General features: G+C 73.9%; 13 protein-coding genes. All 13 read right to left on the reverse strand.

Annotated features, from left to right (window positions below):
* Window positions 1-3 precede the first annotated feature (3 nt).
* A complete protein-coding gene (mug, locus tag ACZ7JA_RS18025; protein ID WP_470809575.1) occupies window positions 4-552 on the reverse strand; it encodes a G/U mismatch-specific DNA glycosylase in 549 nt (182 codons plus the stop codon).
* Window positions 549-1,991 (reverse strand): adenylosuccinate lyase, encoded by a 1,443-nt coding sequence (purB, locus tag ACZ7JA_RS18030; RefSeq protein ID WP_351668670.1) that lies wholly within the window; start codon window positions 1,989-1,991, stop codon window positions 549-551. The genes mug and purB overlap by 4 nt, the downstream gene beginning before the upstream one ends.
* 130 nt (window positions 1,992-2,121) lie before the next feature.
* Complete coding sequence (locus ACZ7JA_RS18035) at window positions 2,122-2,910, reverse strand: SGNH/GDSL hydrolase family protein (protein WP_351668668.1); 789 nt, start codon at window positions 2,908-2,910, stop codon at window positions 2,122-2,124.
* Between the two features lie 92 nt (window positions 2,911-3,002).
* Window positions 3,003-4,016, reverse strand: coding sequence for a hemolysin family protein (locus ACZ7JA_RS18040; protein ID WP_351668666.1), 1,014 nt, complete (start codon window positions 4,014-4,016; stop codon window positions 3,003-3,005).
* Window positions 4,013-5,356 (reverse strand): hemolysin family protein, encoded by a 1,344-nt coding sequence (locus tag ACZ7JA_RS18045; RefSeq protein WP_351668664.1) that lies wholly within the window; start codon window positions 5,354-5,356, stop codon window positions 4,013-4,015. The genes ACZ7JA_RS18040 and ACZ7JA_RS18045 overlap by 4 nt, the downstream gene beginning before the upstream one ends.
* 288 nt (window positions 5,357-5,644) lie before the next feature.
* Window positions 5,645-6,070 (reverse strand): GNAT family N-acetyltransferase, encoded by a 426-nt coding sequence (locus tag ACZ7JA_RS18050; protein ID WP_351668662.1) that lies wholly within the window; start codon window positions 6,068-6,070, stop codon window positions 5,645-5,647.
* Window positions 6,071-6,114: 44 nt separating this feature from the next.
* Entirely contained in the window at window positions 6,115-7,002 is an 888-nt protein-coding gene (locus ACZ7JA_RS18055) for an LLM class F420-dependent oxidoreductase (RefSeq protein ID WP_351668660.1), read from the reverse strand.
* A gap of 146 nt (window positions 7,003-7,148) precedes the next feature.
* Entirely contained in the window at window positions 7,149-9,716 is a 2,568-nt protein-coding gene (locus tag ACZ7JA_RS18060; RefSeq protein WP_470809119.1) for an ABC transporter permease, read from the reverse strand.
* Between the two features lie 5 nt (window positions 9,717-9,721).
* Window positions 9,722-10,534 (reverse strand): ABC transporter ATP-binding protein, encoded by an 813-nt coding sequence (locus ACZ7JA_RS18065; protein WP_351668656.1) that lies wholly within the window; start codon window positions 10,532-10,534, stop codon window positions 9,722-9,724.
* Between the two features lie 180 nt (window positions 10,535-10,714).
* Window positions 10,715-11,407, reverse strand: a complete 693-nt coding sequence (locus ACZ7JA_RS18070; protein WP_389296768.1) for a class I SAM-dependent methyltransferase — start codon at window positions 11,405-11,407, stop codon at window positions 10,715-10,717.
* A gap of 106 nt (window positions 11,408-11,513) precedes the next feature.
* Window positions 11,514-12,230, reverse strand: coding sequence for a dethiobiotin synthase (gene bioD, locus ACZ7JA_RS18075; protein ID WP_351668652.1), 717 nt, complete (start codon window positions 12,228-12,230; stop codon window positions 11,514-11,516).
* A gap of 1 nt (window position 12,231) precedes the next feature.
* Window positions 12,232-13,521: an adenosylmethionine--8-amino-7-oxononanoate transaminase gene (locus ACZ7JA_RS18080; protein ID WP_389296769.1), complete on the reverse strand. Its 1,290-nt coding sequence runs from the start codon at window positions 13,519-13,521 to the stop codon at window positions 12,232-12,234.
* Window positions 13,514-14,737 (reverse strand): biotin synthase BioB, encoded by a 1,224-nt coding sequence (bioB, locus tag ACZ7JA_RS18085; RefSeq protein WP_351668648.1) that lies wholly within the window; start codon window positions 14,735-14,737, stop codon window positions 13,514-13,516. Before bioB ends, ACZ7JA_RS18080 begins: the two co-directional genes overlap by 8 nt.
* Window positions 14,738-14,810 lie beyond the last annotated feature (73 nt).

Genomic DNA, 14,810 nt, shown 5'->3' on the forward strand with positions numbered 1-14,810 from the left:
CCGTCAGGCTCCCTCCGCGGCCTTCCGCAGCCGCGCGAACTCCTCCGCCATCGTCGCCGTGGTCCAGTGCGCGTTCAGCCCGCTGGGGTTGGGCAGCACCCACACCCGCGTGCCGCCGACGGCCCTCTCCTGCGGCCCCACCCCGGCCTTGCGGTCGCCGAAGGCGGCCCGGTACGCGGTCACGCCGACCACGGCCAGCCACGCCGGCCTCAGCCGCGTCACCTTGTCCGCCAGCGTCCGCCCGCCCGCCACGTACTCCTCGGCGGTCAGCTCGTCGGCGCGAGCGGTCGCCCGCGCCACGACGTTGGTGATGCCCAGCCCGTACGTCAGCAGTTCCCGCTGCTCGGCGGGCTTCAGCAGCCTCGGCGTGAAGCCGGACAGATGCAGCACCGGCCAGAACCGGTTGCCCGGGCGGGCGAAGTGGTGTCCGGTCGCCGCCGACATCAGTCCGGGGTTGATGCCGCAGAAGAGGACCCGGAGGCCGTCCGCGACCACGTCCGGGAGGAGACGGTCGCGGGCGGCCTCCAGTTCCGCCGGGGTGAAGCGGGTCAGAGGATCGCTCCGGGGGTGTAGCCGGCGGCCTCGGGATGCTGCTTGACGATCTCCTCGATCCGGCCCACGACCACGCCGACCTGGGCGGCGGCCGCACCGGTGAAGGACAGCTTGTCGGCCATCAGCGCGGCCAGCTCCTCGCGGCCGAGCGGCAGCCGCTCGTCGGCGGCGAGCTTGTCGAGCAGGTCGTTGCGCTCGGCGCCCTGCTCACGCATCGCGAGCGCGGTGGCCACGGCGTTCTCCTTGATGGCCTCGTGCCCGACCTCGCGGCCGACGCCCGCCCGCACGGCGCCCATGAGCACCTTGGTGGTGGCGAGGAACGGCAGGTACCGGTCCAGCTCGCGGGCGACGACGGCCGGGAAGGCCCCGAACTCGTCGAGCACGGTCAGGAAGGTCTCCAGCAGGCCGTCCAGCGCGAAGAACGCGTCGGGGAGGGCCACCCGGCGCACCACCGAGCAGGAGACGTCGCCCTCGTTCCACTGGTCGCCCGCCAGCTCGCCGGTCATCGAGGCGTAGCCGCGCAGGATCACCATCAGGCCGTTGACGCGCTCGCAGGAGCGGGTGTTCATCTTGTGCGGCATCGCCGAGGAGCCCACCTGGCCCGGCTTGAAGCCCTCGGTGACCAGCTCGTGCCCGGCCATCAGCCGGATCGTCTTCGCCAGCGAGGACGGCGCGGCGGCGAGCTGCACCAGCGCGGTCACGACCTCGTAGTCCAGCGAGCGCGGGTACACCTGGCCGACCGAGGTGAACGCCTGCGAGAAGCCCAGGTGCCGCGCGATGCGGTCCTCCAGCTCGGCCAGCTTCGCCGCGTCGCCGCCGAGCAGGTCCAGCATGTCCTGGGCGGTGCCGACCGGGCCCTTGATGCCGCGCAGCGGGTAGCGGCCCAGCAGCTCCTCGACCCGGCCGTGCGCGACCAGCAGCTCGTCGGCGGCGGTCGCGAACCGCTTGCCGAGGGTGGTGGCCTGGGCGGCCACGTTGTGCGAGCGGCCGGCCATGACCAGCTCCGCGTACTCGCCCGCCAGCTTGCCGAGCCGCGCCAGGACGGCGACGGTGCGGTCGCGCACCAGCTCCAGGGAGAGCCGGATCTGGAGCTGCTCGACGTTCTCGGTGAGGTCGCGCGAGGTCATGCCCTTGTGCACGTGCTCGTGCCCGGCGAGGTCGTTGAACTCCTCGATCCGCGCCTTCACGTCGTGCCGGGTGACCTTCTCGCGCTCGGCGATCGAGGCCAGGTCGACGGTGTCGAGGACGCGCTCGTAGTCGGCGATCGCCTCGTCCGGCACCTCGATGCCGAGGTCCTTCTGGGCCCGCAGCACGGCGAGCCAGAGCTGCCGCTCCAGCCTCACCTTCTGCTCGGGCGACCAGAGCGTGGCGAGCTCGGCGGAGGCGTAGCGTCCGGCGAGGACGTTCGGGATGCGGGGCTTGGCGGGAGCGGAAGTCACGTGTCCAGATTCTACTGGCGGTTCGTGCAGGCCAGCGCCACGGTCCTGTTCGGCGGAAGCTACGAGAGCCACGTCACTCCGAGCGGCCCGCCGGCCCCTCGGCGGTCGCGGCCCGGCTCCGCGCGGAGCGCTACGCCCGTTCCTCGTACGGCAGCAGGTCGGGGCGCTTCGCCGGGCGGCCGTCGCCGGAGGAGCGGCCGGTCAGCCGGCGGCCTATCCAGGGCAGCAGGTGCTGCCGGGCGAACCGCGCGTCGGCGACGCGCCGGTGCACCCAGCCGGGCGGCAGCGTGGCCGGCGCCGGGACGTGCCACTCGGGGTCCTCGGGCTCGTGGCCGAGCGCCTGCCACACCGCCTCGGCGACCCTGCGGTGCCCCTCGCCCGTCAGGTGCAGCCGGTCCACGTCCCACAGCCGCGGGTCCGCGAGCGACGGCGCCCCGTACAGGTCGACCACCAGCGCGCCGTGCTTGGCGGCCAGCTCGTCGACGCAGGCGAACAGCTCCTCCATGCGCGGCCGGAACCGCTCCAGCACCGGGCCCTGCCGGCCGGGGCTGCGCATCAGCACGAGCTGCCGGCAGCTCGGCGCGAGCCGTTCCACGGCCTCCGTCAGGAGATCCCGCACCCGCCCCATGTCGCACTTGGGCCGCAGCGTGTCGTTGAGTCCGCCGACGAGGGTGATCACATCGGCGCCCATCGCGGCCGCCACGTCGACCTGCTCGTCGACGATCTGCTTGATCAGCTTCCCGCGCACCGCGAGGTTGGCGTACCGGAAACCGGGCGTGCGGGCGGCCATCCGCGTGGCTAGCAGATCGGCCCAGCCCCGGTAGGAGCCGTCGGGCAGCAGGTCCGACATGCCCTCGGTGAAGGAGTCGCCGAGCGCGACCAGGCTGGTGTACGCGGGAGATATGGAATTCGTGTGCATGGCGTCAGCGATGGTAACCCGGTTCCATACCCGTCGGTCGGTCGCCCTCCGGCCCGCTCCGGGCGGGCCGGAGGGCGACCGGCGGCAGGGACTCAGGCGGGCTGCCCGAACAGCTCCCGCAGGACGTCCTCCATGGTCACGAGGCCCGCCAGCCGGCCGTCGTCGCCGAGCACGCCCGCCACGTGGGTACGGCTGCCGCGCATCGCGGTGAGCACGTCGTCCAGCGGTGTGCTCTCCCGGACGCGCGCGATGGGCCGCATGTCCCGCAGCCGGAACGGCAGGTCCCGGGGCAGGGCGTCCAGCGCGTCCTTGACGTGCAGGTAGCCGACGATCCGGCGACCCTCGTCGACCACGGGGAACCGGGAGAAGCCGGACTCGGCCGACAGCCGCTCCAACTGCTCGGGGGTGACGCCCACGCGCGCGTAGACCACTCGCCGGAGCGGGACGACGACGTCCTTCACCGGGCGGCGGCCCAGCTCCAGGGCGTCGTGCAGCCGCTCCTGCGCCCGGCCGTCGATGAGGCCCGCCTCGCTGGCGTCCTTGACGATCTCGGCGAGTTCGGTGTCCGTGAAGGTCGCCGACACCTCGTCCTTCGCCTCCACCCTGAGCAGCCTCAGCAGCCCGTTCGCGAAGGCGTTGATCGCGAAGATCACCGGGCGCAGCGCCCGGGAGAGCGCGACCAGCGGCGGGCCGAGCAGCAGCGCGCTGCGCACGGGTTCGGCGAGCGAGATGTTCTTGGGCACCATCTCGCCCAGCAGCATGTGCAGATAGGTGGCCAGACTCAGCGCGATCACGAAGGACACCGCGTGGCCCACGCCCGCGGACACGCCGACCGCGTGGAACACCGGCTCCAGCAGGTGCGCGATCGCCGGCTCGGCGACCACACCGAGGACCAGCGTGCACAGCGTGATGCCGAGCTGGGCGGCGGCCAGCAGCGCGGACACGTGCTCCAGGCCCCACAGCACGCTCTTCGCGCGCCGGTCGCCCTCCTGGGCGAGCGGCTCGATCTGCGAGCGGCGCACCGAGATCAGCGCGAACTCGGCGCCCACGAAGAAGGCGTTGACGACCAGGGTCGCCAGACCGATCAGCAGTTGTACGGCGGTCATCGCGCCCCCTCCGTCCGGCGGTCGTGCTCCTCGTCGTCCAGCGGTGCGTGCAGCAGCACCCGGGCGGCGCGGCGCCCCGAGGCGTCCACCACGTCCAGCCGCCACCCGGCCACCTCGACGGTGTCCCCGACGCTGGGTATGCGGCCCAGCTCGGCGGCGACGAGGCCGGCCAGCGTCTCGTACGGCCCCTCGGGCGCCCGCAGGCCCACCCGCGCGAGCTGGTCGGTGCGGGCGGCGCCGTCCGCCGAGTACAGGGCCCGGCCCTCGGCGTCGGCCCCCGCGGGGGCGAGGTCGGGCGTCTCGTGCGGGTCGTGCTCGTCCCGCACCTCGCCGACGACCTCCTCGACGATGTCCTCCAGCGTGGCCACGCCGGCCGTGCCGCCGTACTCGTCGATGACGACGGCCATGGTGCGCTTGCCGGACAGCCGGTCCAGCAGCCGGTCCACGGTGAGCGACTCGGGCACCATCAGCGGCTCGCGCATCACCTGGCCGACGGAGCGGCGGGTGCGCTGGTCGGCGGGCATGGCCAGGACGTCCTTGATGTGGGCGACGCCCACGACCGAGTCGAGGCTGCCCCGGTAGACCGGGAAGCGGGACAGGCCCGTCGCCCGGGTCGCGTTCGCGACGTCCTCGCAGGTCGCCTGGGCGTCGAGGGCGACGACCTGGACGCGCGGGGTCATCACGTTCTCCGCGGTCAGGTCGGCCAGGTTCAGCGTCCGGACGAACAGCTCGGCGGTGTCCGCCTCCAGCGCGCCCGCCTTCGCTGAGTGCCGGGCGAGGGCCGCGAGCTCCTGCGGTCCGCGCGCGGAGGCCAGCTCCTCGGCGGGCTCGACGCCGATCCGGCGCACCACCCGGTTGGCCATGTTGTTCAGGTGCGTGATGAAGGGGCGGAAGGCGGCGCTGAACCAGCGCTGCGCGTTGCCCACCCGTTTGGCCACGGCCAGCGGCGAGGAGATCGCCCAGTTCTTCGGCACCAGCTCGCCGACCACCATCAGGAACACCGTGGACAGGGCCGTGCCCACCACCAGCGCGACCGAACTCGCCGTGGTGGCGGACAGGCCGAGCGCCTCGAAGGGGCCGGCGAGGAGCTTGGCGATGGACGGCTCGGCGAGCATGCCGACCACCAGGTTGGTGACGGTGATGCCGAGCTGTGCGCCGGAGAGCTGGAAGGTCAGGTTCCGTACGGCCTTCAGGGCGCCGGCGGCGCCCCGCTCGCCGCGTTCGGCGGCCCGTTCCAGCTCGCCGCGCTCGACGGTGGTCAGCGAGAACTCGGCCGCGACGAAGGCGCCGCACGCCACGGCGAGCAGGATCGCCAGCAGGAGGAGCAGCACTTCGGTCATCGGGTCACCCCCGTCCCATGATCGGGCAGGGCGCGGCGGAACGCGCGGTGTCGCGGACTGGGAGGATCGCCCATGGGCGGACTCTCACAACCTTTCATGGAGGGCCGAGTGCTCCCTCAAGAGTAAAGGATGGGCAAAGAGTCCTGGGATGCGGTCAGTGAACGGCGGGACGCGGGGCCGAACAGGGGCGGAACCCGGTCCGGAAGCCGCTGGAGACCGGTCGGCGAGCCGCCGTGGACCGCGGCCGGCGAGCCGCCGTGGACCGGCCGGCGAGCGGCCGGGAGTCGGTCAGCCCGCGAGCGGCTTCACCCAGCGCCGCCACCGCTCCTCGGGCCCGTACCCGGCGGCCCGCCACGCGTGGTGCGCGCTCTCGTTGCGGACCAGCACCATCGCGTCCGCGCGCCGCCCGCCGAGCGCCGCGAACCGCTCCTCGGCGGCGGCCAGCAGCGCCGAGCCGACGCCCTGCCGCCGCCGCCCGGGACACACCGCGAGCCGGTACAGATGGCAGCGCCAGCCGTCGAACCCGGCGATCACCGTGCCGACCAGCTCGCCCTCCGACTCGGCGAGGATCAGCGCCCCGGGATCGCGGGCCACCAGCCGCTCCACCCCGTCGCGGTCGTCACTGATGCTGGTGCCCTCGGCGGCCGTTCGCCAGAACGCGAGAACGGCGTCCAGGTCGGCGGGCAGGGCGGGGCGCAGGCGGAGTCCGGTCATGCGAGGACCCCATCACACGACGGCGCTTCCGCCCCGGAATTCCATCATGCGGACTCCTCGCGCAACCGGGCCAGCACCGGGGCGAACGCCTCCATCGACGGCTCCAGGACCGTCAGGTACGAGAATCCGAAGCGCTCGCGCTGCGCCCGCACCCGCTCCACGAGCTGATCGAGCGGGCCGACCAGCACGATGGGCAGGGCCAGCGCATCCTCCAGGCTGAGCTGCGGCTGGCGCTCGAGAAGGGGCTTGAGGACCGGTTCCGGGTCGTCGGTGACGGCGACGAGCTGGATGAGCAGGTTCAGCTCGGCCTCCTCGGCCCGGCCCGCCGCGTGCTCCCGGTAGCGGGCCACCCGCTCGTCCAGTTCGCCGGCCGTCAGCGGCTCCAGCGTCCCCGCGGTGCGTCCCGGCCGGGCTCCGGTGAACGCCGCGATGTCCGCGTGCTCGGCGGTCAGCCGCAGCATGCGGTCCCCGTTGGCGCCGATCAGCAGGGGCACCCGGCGCTGCTCGGGCTCCGGCCGGTGCTCCGGCGAGCCGAGCAGCCGGTCCAGCTCCAGGACCGTGCGCCGCAGGTGGTCCACCCGTTCGCGCGGGGAGCCGTACGGCAGTCCGGCCGCCTCGTGCTCGGCCTCGACGTAGCCGGTGCCGAGGCCGAGTTCGAGCCGTCCGCCGGTGAGCGCGTCGGTGGTCGCGACCTCGCGTGCCAGCAGCGCGGGGTTCCAGAAGCCCGCGTTGAGCACGAACGTGCCGAGCCGTGGCCGCTCGGTGGCCTCGGCGGCCGCCACCAGCGCGGGGAACGGCGCGACCATGCCGAGGTGGTCGGGGACCAGGATCACGTCGTATCCCAGCTCCTCGGCGCGACGGCACGTGGCCCGCCACTCGGCGGCGGGCGAGGGAGCGAGCAGATTGACCCCGAAACGGAACGGGCGCGGCATGAACTCTCCTCGACGGCGGGTGACTTGAACCTGGCGACTAGATTCCACCACGCCTTCCGCCGCCTCACTGAGAAGCCCGCGCCGCCCGCGGGGGGATGCCCGTCTCACACGACGAGCGAGCATCGAGCCGCCCCGCGAGGGCCGCCTCACTCGTGGGCGATCGCCGTGAGTACGTTCATGCGGGACGCCCGCAGTGCCGGCAGCAGGGCCGCCACGATGCCGACCACCGCCGCGCCGATCACGACCGCGACGACGGTGCCCCACGGGATGGCGAGCGCGGTCATGCCCTGCAGGGCCAGCACCCGCTGCATGCAGACGCCCCACACCAGTCCGAGCCCCAGTCCGAGGACCGCCCCGAACACCGCGATCACCACCGACTCCAGCCGGATCATCCGGCGCAGCTGCCGACGGCTCAGCCCGATGGCGCGCAGCAGCCCGATCTCCCGGGTGCGCTCCACCACGGACAGGGCGAGGGTGTTGACCACGCCCAGCACGGCGATGACGATCGCCAGTCCGAGGAGCGCGTACACGAGGTACAGCAGCACCGCGATCTGGTCGTGCACGAGCTTCTTGTAGTCGGCCTGGTCGCGCACCTGGACCTGCGGGAACGGTTTGAGCGAGCGTTCGAGGCCCGCGCGCAGCTCCCGGGTACCGGTGCCGGGAGCCGCGTTGACGTAGAGCGCGGAGTCCTGCCCGTCCGGCACGTACTCGCCGAGCGTCGCGAGGCCGAGGAGGACACCGCCCTGCGACCCGAAGGCCTGTGAGCCCTCCTGGTCGGTCAGGGCCCCCACGGTCAGCGAGGCCAGGCGGCCGCCCTGGAACTCGACCGGGAGCACGGTGCCGATCCGCACCCGGTGGTCCCGGGCGAAGCCGGCGTCCATGGCGAGCCGCCCGGGCGCCAGCGCCGCGGGCGAGCCGCCCCGGGCGTAGGTGAGGTGGGCGACGTCGTCGAGCCGGGGGTCGTACCCGGTGACGGTGGTCTCGACGCGCCTGCCGTCGGGCAGCCGCAGGGCGATCGGGGCGATCCGCTGCCGCACCACGAGCCCGGCGCCCGGGGTGCCGGCCACGGCGTCCGTGACGTCCTTGGTGAACGGCCTGAACTCGGTGCCCTGCACGATGAAGTCGGCACCGAGCGTCCGGTCGATCTGCCGGTCGAACGACGCCGACATCGACGCGCTCGCCACGGACATGCCGCCGACCAGGGCCAGGCCCACCATCAGCGCGGCGGCGGTGGCGCCGGTGCGGCGCGGATTGCGGAGCGCGTTGCGCTGGCTCATCCGGCCGACGGGCCCGAACAGGGCGGGGAAGGCGCCGCCGAGGACCCGGATCACCGGCCGCACCAGCAGCGGCCCCGCGATCACGGTGGCGATCAGCGTCAGCACCACGCCGAGGCCCAGCAGCGAGGCCGCCGGGGCGGTCCGGGTGGCCGCCGCGCAGCCGGCCAGCGCGGCCGCCCCGGCCACCCCCACCACGGACCCGGTGACCGCCCGGATCCGCAACGGCCTGCCCGCACCGGCCACCTCGGCGTCCGCCAGTGCCGCCATCGGGGAGACGGCCTCGGCCCGGCGCGCGGGCAGATACGCGGCGACGAAGGTGACGCCGACGCCGACCGCGTACGCGGCGACCGGGGTGCCCCAGCCGATGACCATCTCGGTGGCCTTCAGGTTCATCCCGAACGCGGCCATCAGCCGGATCAGACCGAACGCCAGGCCGATCCCGGCGGCCAGACCGAGCGTGGAGCCGGCGACGCCGAGCAGCACCGCCTCCGTCAGCACCGACCGCCGCACCTGCCGCCGGTCCGCGCCCAGCGCCCGCAGCAGGCCCAGTTCGCGGGTGCGCTGGGCGATCAGCATGGAGAACGTGTTGACGATCAGGAAGACGCCGACGAGCACGGCGATCCCGGCGAAGCCGAGCATCACGTACTTGACGACGTCGAGAAAGCCGCCGAGGTCGGCCGCGGCCGACTTGGCCTGCTCGTCGGCGGTCCGCAGGTCGTAGGTCCCGGTGCCGACCGCCGCGCCGACCCGGTGCTTCAGCTCCGTGTCGGTCACGCCCTGCACCGCGTTCACCGAGACGCCGGTGGCCCGGTCCGCGGAGCCGAGCAGCACCCGGCCGGCCACCGCCGGGTCCAGGAACACCCGGGCGGCGCCGGGGTTGGTGGTGGTGAACGTGACGATGCCGACGACCCGGACCCGGAACGAACCCGGCTGCGCCTGCACCGTCAGCGGGTCGCCGATCCGCACGTGCCTCTTGCCGGCGGTGTCCGCGTCGAGCAGCGCCTCGTCCGCGCCGTGCGGCGCGTGACCGGAGGTCAGCCGCACCGGGCTGCGGCGGGTTGCGTACCAGGAGCCGGCGACGGTCGGGGCGCCGGTGACCGGCCCCACGGACCGGTCGTGGCGGTCGACGACCACCACGTTCCGCACCGAGACGTCCGCGTACACGGCGGCGACCCCGGCCACCTTCGCGATCCGCTCCGTCAGGCCCGCCGGGACGGTCCGGACCACGCCGCCGGGCACCGGGGACCTCAGGTCCTCCTTCGGTTCCACGGTCACGTCGGCGGCGGTGGAGGCGAAGAGCCGGTCGAAGGTGCGGCCGACGGTGTCGGAGAAGATCAGACTGCCCGCGACGAACGCCACGGACAGCACGACGGCCAGCGCGGACAGCGCCAGCCGGCCCTTGTGGGCGAGGAAACCGCGCAGGGTCGCCCGGAGCACCGGGGTCAGCCCTCCTGCGCGGTGACGTCGTCGCCGAGCCGCCCGCGCACGACGTCGAACGCCTTCATGCGCTCCAGCACGGCGTCGGCCGTCGGACGCGCCATCTCGTCCACGATCCGCCCGTCGGCGAGGAAGAGCACCAGGTCGGAGTGGGCCGCGGCGCCCGGGTCGTGGGTGACCATGACGACCGTCTGCCCGAGATCGTCGACGGCGCTGCGCAGGAAGCCCAGCACCTCGAGCCCCGCCCGCGAGTCCAGGTTGCCCGTCGGCTCGTCGGCGAAGATCAGCTCGGGCTGGGAGGCCAGCGCCCGCGCGCACGCCACCCGCTGCTGCTGACCGCCCGAGAGCTGCGCCGGCCGGTGGGACAGCCGCCCGCGCAGCCCGAGGGTGTCGATGACCTGGTCGAGCCAGGCCTGATCGGGTCTGCGGCCCGCGATGTCCATCGGCAGCGTGATGTTCTCCGCCGCGGTCAGCGTCGGGATCAGGTTGAACGACTGGAACATGAAGCCGACCCGGTCCCGCCGCAGCCGGGTCAGCTCCCGGTCCTTCATGCCGGTGATCTCGGTGTCGCCGAGCCAGACCTGACCGGCGGACACGTCGTCCAGGCCCGCGAGACAGTGCATCAGCGTGGACTTCCCCGAGCCCGAAGGGCCCATCACGGCGGTGAACCGGCCGCGGGCGATGTCCACGTCCACCGAGTCCAGGGCGAGCACCGCTGTCTCGCCCGAGCCGTACGCCTTGGTCAGCCCTCGCGCGCGGGCCGCGATCCCGCCGTCCGGCGTCAGGCCCGGTGCGTGCTCCGCTGCAGGTGTGGTCAAGACCGCCTCCCGGTCGTCGACTCCCTCGTCCCGACCGAGCCTAGTGTGACCGGCTGCACAGCCGGTATCCCTCCCGGGGCCGACGACACGCACACCGTGTAGGGGACACGGTCCCCGGTACGGCCCAGCGGGCCCGCCGCCGCGTGTGCCGGCGTCCGGTGCCGGGGCGGCCCGCGGCGGTCAGCGCCCGGCCGGTTCCCCGGGCCGCCAGGCCGTGCCCAGCGAGCAGTACGAGGTGGGCAGCCGCGGTCCCCGCTCGGGCAGCAGGATCCGCCGCTGCGGACCCAGTTCGAACCCGGCGTCCCGCAGCCCGGCGACCGGGTCGCGGGCCAGGTGACAGCCGCCGCTCAGCGCGGGCCAGACGGTGCGGTCCAGGGTGCGCTGGGTCAGCACCATCATCCGGCCGCCGCCCCGGCCGTGCTCGAAGAACCGCACCTCGCCACCCGGCCTGAGCACCCGCCGCACCTCGCCCAGCGCCCGTGCCACGTCCCGCACGCTGCACAGCACCAGTGACAGCACGGCCGCGTCGAAGGCCTCGCTCTTCACCGGCAGCGCCTCCGCGACCCCGGGCACCACGTCGACCGGCACCTGGACGCGCAGGGCCGACTCCAGGGCCAGCTTCCGCAGCAGCGGCTCGGGTTCGATCGCGACGACCTCCGCGACCGCCCCGGGATAGTGCCCGAAGTTCAGCCCGTTCCCGGCGCCGATCTCGATCACCCGCCCGGACAGTCCGGCCAGCAGCCGCTCGCGGATCGCGGCCATCCCGAGCCGGGTCTCGGCGCCCACGCTGAGCCGGGCGTAGGAACGGGCGAAGAACGGGTGGTGGACGGGGCTCCGCGCCACCGTGCCGGAACCGGCCGACGACAACCGCATGGCAACCTCCCGGGCAGGGCCTACCGGGATTCTCCCCCGGGGAGCCCCGGCACACCCCGCCGCGTCCATGGTCATGAGCGGCCGGCGAGGCGTGCGGGGCCGTCCCTCAGGGCGCCTGCCGGATGCGGAACGCCTCCGCGTCCCACGTCCCGTCCAGCCGCCCGGCCAGCCAGCCCGGCGCGGCGGCCCGGAAGGCGGCCGGCGGGAGCGCGCCCGCACCGGCCGGCAGCGCGCCGAGCAGCGGGGCGCCCGCCACCTCCGGCAGGTCCGCCACGTTGCAGCGGCAGGCCAGATCCGGCTCGTCGGGCCAGCTCCCGATCACGATCCCGGCGAGATCCAGCTCGCGGGCCCGCAGTTCACGTGCCGTCAGCTCCGTGGTGTTGAGCGTGCCGAGCCCGGCCGAGGCGACGACCAGCACCGGCGCGTCCAGCAGCCGGGCCGTGTCCGCCAGGGTCCCGCCCGCCGCGTCGAACCGGACGAGCAGCCCGCCCGCCCCCTCGACCAGCACCAGATCGTGCTCGGTGGCCAGCTTCGCCGCGGCCTCGGCCACCTCGTGCGGATGCACCGGCGCCATCCCCGCCCGGCGGGCCGCCGTACCCGGCGCCAACGGTTCGGGGAAACGGGCCAGTTCGCCGGCCGTGACCGGTCCGGCCAGCCGGGCCACCTCGTCCGCGTCGCCGCGCTCGTCCGGCCGGACACCCGTCTGCGCGGCCTTCAGCACCGCCACCGAACGCCCGGCGGCGAGCGCCGTGGCGGCGACGGCCGCGGTCGTGACGGTCTTGCCGACCTCCGTGCCCGTCCCCGTGATCACCAGTACCGGCATGTCATCCCTCCCGCGCCGCGGCGCACACCGCGCGCGCGATCCGTGCCACGTCCTCGTCCGAGGTGACGTACGGCGGCATCGTGTAGACCAGGTCGCGGAACGGGCGCAGCCACACGCCCTCCCGCACGGCGGCCCGGGTGGCCGCCGCCATGTCGACCTCGTGGTCGAGCTGCACCACGCCGATGGCGCCCAGGACGCGGACGTCCTTCACGCCGGGCAGCGCGGCGGCGGGCGCCAGGCCCGCCCGCAGGCCCGCCTCGATCCGCCGGACCTCCGACCGCCAGTCCTGCCCGAGCAGCAGGCCGATCGAGGCGCAGGCCACGGCCGCCGCCAGCGGGTTGCCCATGAAGGTCGGGCCGTGGGCGAGCACGGGCACCTCGCCCCGCGAGATGCCGTCGGCCACCCGCGCGGTGCACAGCGTGGCCGCCATGGTGAGATAGCCGCCGGTCAGCGCCTTCCCCACGCACATCACGTCCGGGGTGACACCCGCGTGCTCCGCCGCGAACAGCTCGCCCGTGCGCCCGAATCCGGTGGCGATCTCGTCGAACACCAGCAGCACGCCGTGCTCGTCGCAGGCCTCGCGCAGCACCCGCAGGTACGCGGGGGAGTGGAACCGCATCCCGCCGGCCCCCTGCACCACCGGTTCCACGATCACCGCGGCCAGTTCGTCGGCGTGCCGCCCGATCAGCTCCCGCAACCGCAGCGCGTACGACTCCTCGTACTCGGCCGGCGGGGCGTCCGCGAACACCTGGCGCGGCAGCACACCGGCCCACAGGCCGTGCATCCCGCCGTCGGGGTCGCACACCGACATCGGGTTCCAGGTGTCCCCGTGGTAGCCGCCGCGCCAGGTCAGCAGCCGCTGCTTGGCCGGACGGCCGAGCGAACGCCAGTACTGCAGGCACATCTTCACCGCGACCTCGACCGACACCGAGCCGGAGTCGGCGAGGAACACGTGCTCGAGTCCCTCTGGAGACATGTCGACAAGGAGCTTCGCGAGCCGGACGGCGGGCTCGTGCGTGAGCCCGCCGAACATGACGTGGCTCATCCGCCCGAGCTGCTCACGGGCCGCCTCGTTGAGGACGGGGTGGTTGTAGCCGTGGATCGCCGACCACCAGGAGGACATGCCGTCGACCAGCTCGCCCGAACCGTCGGCCGGGCGCAGCCGGACCCCGCTCGCCGACTCCACGACGAGCGGTTCGCCGCGCCCGGGCATCGGACCGTACGGATGCCACACGTGCCGGCGGTCCAGCTCCAGCAGCTCGGGCACGCTCAGGCCGGGCAGGTCAGGCATTGGGCGCGAGATCCGTTCCGGCGCCCCGGCGGCGCACGGCGACGAGATCGGTGCGCGCCTCGTTCGCCGCCGGCTCCGGCGCGGGCGCCGTACCGCAGACGCCACCGCCCTCGTGCGAGCCGCAGCCGGCCTCCGCGTGCGAGCCGCAGCCGGCCTCCGCCCGCGATCCGCACCCGGCGCCCTCGTGGGAGCCGCAGCCGCCCGCGGCCGCCGCCCGGTGCTCGGGCAGGGTCACCTGCTCGGCGCCCTCCACCTCGAACCCGGCGTCCGCGATCATCTCCAGGTCGGCCTTGCCCGCCTGGCCCTCACTGGTCAGGTAGTCGCCCAGGAAGATGGAGTTGGCCAGGTTCAGGGCCAGGGGCTGCATGGTGCGCAGATGGACCTCGCGGCCGCCCGCGATGCGCACCTCGGCGTCCGGGCAGACGAAGCGGACCATGGCGAGGATGCGCAGACAGCGCTGCGGGGTGAGGTTCCACTCCTTGGCGAGCGGGGTTCCCTCGAACGGGATCAGGAAGTTCACCGGAACGGAGTCGGGGTCGAGCTCGCGCAGCGAGAACACGACGTCCACCAGGTCCTCGTCGCTCTCACCCATACCGGCGATCAGCCCGGAGCAGGCGGACAGCCCGGCCGCGTGCGCCTTGTTCACCGTGTCCACCCGGTCGGCGTACGTGTGGGTGGTGGTGATGTCCCCGTACGTGGCCTCGGAGGTGTTCAGGTTGTGGTTGTAGGCGTCCGCGCCCGCCTCGCGCAGCCGCTCGGCCTGGCCGTCGGAGAGCAGGCCGAGACAGGCGCACACCTCGACGTTCTCGTGCTGGTCCTTGATGGTCCGGATGGTCTCGGAGACCCGGTCCACGTCCCGGTCCGTGGGGCCGCGCCCGGACGCCACCAGGCAGACCCGCTTGGCGCCGCCCGCCAGGCCCGCGGCGGCGGCCTCGGAGGCCTCGCCGGGCTTGAGCCAGGTGTACTTGAGGATGCCGGCGGTGGAGCCGAGCCGCTGGGAGCAGTAGGAGCAGTCCTCGGGGCACAGGCCGGACTTGAGGTTGACCAGATAGTTGAGTTTCACGCGCCGGCCGAACCAGTGCCGGCGCACCTTGCCGGCCGCGGCCACCACATCGAGCAGGTCGTCGTCGGAGGTGGCGAGCACGGCGAGAGCCTCGTCGCGGGTCGGCGTCTCGCGCCGAAGCCCCTTGTCCACCAGCGTGTTCAGCAGGTCCATGAGGCACGATCCTGTCCTACGGGACCGCCTCGGGCCAAGGAGAGTTTGCACAACGGAGACGGTTCACCGTGTG

The sequence above is a fragment of the Streptomyces sp. NPDC038135 genome, assembly GCF_055601245.1.

Bases quoted from the DNA above. Each gene is read 5' to 3' on its own strand.
- ACZ7JA_RS18035 (WP_351668668.1), bottom strand. From the start codon at position 2,910: ATGCACACGAATTCCATATCTCCCGCGTACACCAGCCTGGTCGCGCTC.
- ACZ7JA_RS18040 (WP_351668666.1), bottom strand. From the start codon at position 4,016: ATGACCGCCGTACAACTGCTGATCGGTCTGGCGACCCTGGTCGTCAAC.
- ACZ7JA_RS18045 (WP_351668664.1), bottom strand. From the start codon at position 5,356: ATGACCGAAGTGCTGCTCCTCCTGCTGGCGATCCTGCTCGCCGTGGCG.
- ACZ7JA_RS18050 (WP_351668662.1), bottom strand. From the start codon at position 6,070: ATGACCGGACTCCGCCTGCGCCCCGCCCTGCCCGCCGACCTGGACGCC.
- ACZ7JA_RS18055 (WP_351668660.1), bottom strand. From the start codon at position 7,002: ATGCCGCGCCCGTTCCGTTTCGGGGTCAATCTGCTCGCTCCCTCGCCC.
- ACZ7JA_RS18070 (WP_389296768.1), bottom strand. From the start codon at position 11,407: ATGCGGTTGTCGTCGGCCGGTTCCGGCACGGTGGCGCGGAGCCCCGTC.
- bioD (WP_351668652.1), bottom strand. From the start codon at position 12,230: ATGCCGGTACTGGTGATCACGGGGACGGGCACGGAGGTCGGCAAGACC.
- ACZ7JA_RS18080 (WP_389296769.1), bottom strand. From the start codon at position 13,521: ATGCCTGACCTGCCCGGCCTGAGCGTGCCCGAGCTGCTGGAGCTGGAC.
- bioB (WP_351668648.1), bottom strand. From the start codon at position 14,737: ATGGACCTGCTGAACACGCTGGTGGACAAGGGGCTTCGGCGCGAGACG.